The 3,773-nt window shown below is 52.1% G+C and carries 2 tRNA genes and 2 rRNA genes; all 4 read left to right on the top strand.

From position 1 onward, the window contains the following. The first annotated feature begins 201 nt into the window (after positions 1 to 201). Positions 202 to 1,738 (top strand): 16S ribosomal RNA (locus BM267_RS16560). A 108-nt stretch (positions 1,739 to 1,846) separates the two neighbouring features. Further along, positions 1,847 to 1,923: transfer RNA gene (locus tag BM267_RS16555), tRNA-Ile, on the top strand. 24 nt (positions 1,924 to 1,947) lie between these two features. Further along, positions 1,948 to 2,023, top strand: a tRNA-Ala gene (locus BM267_RS16550). Between the two features lie 275 nt (positions 2,024 to 2,298). Next, positions 2,299 to 3,773, top strand: a 23S ribosomal RNA gene (locus BM267_RS16545); the annotation flags it as partial.

Genomic DNA, 3,773 nt, shown 5'->3' with positions numbered 1-3,773 from the left:
AGGTTGGCGTAGAATGCGCGGCCTTGGTTAAGCGGAAACGCGGACCGAATCGCTCTTTAACAAATTGGAATCAAGTAATTCGTGTGGGTGCTTGTGGATGTCGTGATGATCGCAAGATTATCAGCCTACAAGTAACTCGTGAATTCATGAGTTTAGTAAGCTGAGCCAAGTTTAGGGTTTTCTCAAAACCCATGCAGTTTTTAACTGAAGAGTTTGATCATGGCTCAGATTGAACGCTGGCGGCAGGCCTAACACATGCAAGTCGAGCGGAAGAAGGGAGCTTGCTCCCGGATTTAGCGGCGGACGGGTGAGTAACACCTGGGAATCTGCCTGATAGTGGGGGATAACGTCCGGAAACGGGCGCTAATACCGCGTACGTCCTACGGGAGAAAGCAGGGGATCTTCGGACCTTGCGCTATCAGATGAGCCCAGGTCGGATTAGCTTGTTGGTGAGGTAATGGCTCACCAAGGCGACGATCCGTAACTGGTCTGAGAGGATGATCAGTCACACTGGAACTGAGACACGGTCCAGACTCCTACGGGAGGCAGCAGTGGGGAATATTGGACAATGGGGGCAACCCTGATCCAGCCATGCCGCGTGTGTGAAGAAGGTCTTCGGATTGTAAAGCACTTTAAGTTGGGAGGAAGGGTTGTGGATTAATACTCTACAATTTTGACGTTACCGACAGAATAAGCACCGGCTAACTCTGTGCCAGCAGCCGCGGTAATACAGAGGGTGCAAGCGTTAATCGGAATTACTGGGCGTAAAGCGCGCGTAGGTGGTTCAGTAAGATGGGTGTGAAATCCCCGGGCTCAACCTGGGAACTGCATCCATAACTGCTGGGCTAGAGTACGGTAGAGGGTAGTGGAATTTCCTGTGTAGCGGTGAAATGCGTAGATATAGGAAGGAACACCAGTGGCGAAGGCGACTACCTGGACTGATACTGACACTGAGGTGCGAAAGCGTGGGGAGCAAACAGGATTAGATACCCTGGTAGTCCACGCCGTAAACGATGTCAACTAGCCGTTGGGAACCTTGAGTTCTTAGTGGCGCAGCTAACGCACTAAGTTGACCGCCTGGGGAGTACGGTCGCAAGATTAAAACTCAAATGAATTGACGGGGGCCCGCACAAGCGGTGGAGCATGTGGTTTAATTCGAAGCAACGCGAAGAACCTTACCTGGCCTTGACATGCAGAGAACTTTCCAGAGATGGATTGGTGCCTTCGGGAACTCTGACACAGGTGCTGCATGGCTGTCGTCAGCTCGTGTCGTGAGATGTTGGGTTAAGTCCCGTAACGAGCGCAACCCTTGTCCTTAGTTACCAGCACGTTATGGTGGGCACTCTAAGGAGACTGCCGGTGACAAACCGGAGGAAGGTGGGGATGACGTCAAGTCATCATGGCCCTTACGGCCAGGGCTACACACGTGCTACAATGGGGGATACAAAGGGTTGCCAAGCCGCGAGGTGGAGCTAATCCCATAAAGTCTCTCGTAGTCCGGATTGGAGTCTGCAACTCGACTCCATGAAGTCGGAATCGCTAGTAATCGTGGATCAGAATGCCACGGTGAATACGTTCCCGGGCCTTGTACACACCGCCCGTCACACCATGGGAGTGGGTTGCACCAGAAGTAGCTAGTCTAACCTTCGGGAGGACGGTTACCACGGTGTGATTCATGACTGGGGTGAAGTCGTAACAAGGTAGCCGTAGGGGAACCTGCGGCTGGATCACCTCCTTAATCGAAAGATCACACGCTTTTTCAAGCACTCACACGAATTACTTGATTCCGAAAGAAAGGCGATTAGGTCTGTAGCTTTAACGCAACAGGTAGCAGGCCGAGATAATTGGGTCTGTAGCTCAGTTGGTTAGAGCGCACCCCTGATAAGGGTGAGGTCGGCAGTTCGAATCTGCCCAGACCCACCAATTGTCGAGGTGTCAGGTCTGAACGGGGCCATAGCTCAGCTGGGAGAGCGCCTGCCTTGCACGCAGGAGGTCAGCGGTTCGATCCCGCTTGGCTCCACCAGGTCAGCAGCATGCCATCGCCAGTACTCGATAAGAGTTCATACATGAATGATCCCGCAGGTTTATGACGGGATGATTGATGTCTGATCTTTGATCAGTCGCTCTTTAACAATGTGGAAAAGTGATAGAAGTAAGACAAGACATAACGGGTGTTTCACTGCACACGTTATGGCTAAGGTAACTTGTAATCTCAAGTGCAAGTTCCGGATTGTCGTGAAATCATGTCAAGACATAGGCTTTGAGCAATCGGCGCAAGCAGATTGTTTGGGGTTATATGGTCAAGTGAATAAGCGCATACGGTGGATGCCTTGGCAGTCAGAGGCGATGAAAGACGTGGTAGCCTGCGAAAAGCTTCGGGGAGGTGGCAAACGACCTTTGATCCGGAGATCTCTGAATGGGGAAACCCACTCAACATAAGTTGGGTATCACACACTGAATACATAGGTGTGTGAGGCGAACCCGGGGAACTGAAACATCTAAGTACCCGGAGGAAAAGAAATCAACCGAGATTCCCCAAGTAGTGGCGAGCGAACGGGGAGCAGCCCTTAAGCGGTATTGAGTCTAGTGGAACGCTGTGGAAAAGGCGGCCATAGTGGGTGATAGCCCCGTACACGAAAGACTCTTTGCCGTGAAATCGAGTAGGTCGGCGCACGTGAAACGTTGACTGAACATGGGGGGACCATCCTCCAAGGCTAAATACTCCTGACTGACCGATAGTGAACCAGTACCGTGAGGGAAAGGCGAAAAGAACCCCTGTGAGGGGAGTGAAATAGATCCTGAAACCGTATGCGTACAAGCAGTGGGAGCCGACTTGTTCGGTGACTGCGTACCTTTTGTATAATGGGTCAGCGACTTATATTCAGTGGCGAGCTTAACCGTCTAGGGGAGGCGTAGGGAAACCGAGTCTTAATAGGGCGTTTAGTCGCTGGGTATAGACCCGAAACCGGGCGATCTATCCATGGGCAGGTTGAAGGTGCCGTAACAGGCACTGGAGGACCGAACCGACTACCGTTGAAAAGTTAGCGGATGACTTGTGGATAGGAGTGAAAGGCTAATCAAGCTCGGAGATAGCTGGTTCTCCTCGAAAGCTATTTAGGTAGCGCCTCGTGTATCACCACTGGGGGTAGAGCACTGTTTGGGCTAGGGGGTCATCCCGACTTACCAACCCCATGCAAACTCCGAATACCAGTGAGTGCAGAGCACGGGAGACACACGGCGGGTGCTAACGTCCGTCGTGAAAAGGGAAACAACCCAGACCGTCAGCTAAGGTCCCAAAGTTATGGTTAAGTGGGAAACGATGTGGGAAGGCTTAGACAGCTAGGAGGTTGGCTTAGAAGCAGCCATCCTTTAAAGAAAGCGTAATAGCTCACTAGTCGAGTCGGCCTGCGCGGAAGATGTAACGGGGCTCAAACCATACACCGAAGCTACGGGTGCATCTTAGGATGTGCGGTAGAGGAGCGTTCTGTAAGCCTGTGAAGGTCAATTGAGAAGTTGGCTGGAGGTATCAGAAGTGCGAATGCTGACATGAGTAACGACAATGGGAGTGAAAAACTCCCACGCCGGAAGACCAAGGGTTCCTGCGCAACGTTAATCGACGCAGGGTGAGTCGACCCCTAAGGCGAGACCGAAAGGTGTAGTCGATGGGAAACGGGTTAATATTCCCGTACTTCTGGTTACTGCGATGGGGGGACGGAGAAGGCTAGGCCAGCACGGCGTTGGTTGTCCGTGTTTAAGGTGGTAGGCTGAGATCT

It is taken from the genome of Halopseudomonas bauzanensis, assembly GCF_900114735.1.
Classification (GTDB): domain Bacteria; phylum Pseudomonadota; class Gammaproteobacteria; order Pseudomonadales; family Pseudomonadaceae; genus Halopseudomonas; species Halopseudomonas bauzanensis.
Note: the sequence above shows the minus strand (reverse complement) of the source record. Positions and strands in the feature narration are given on the sequence as shown.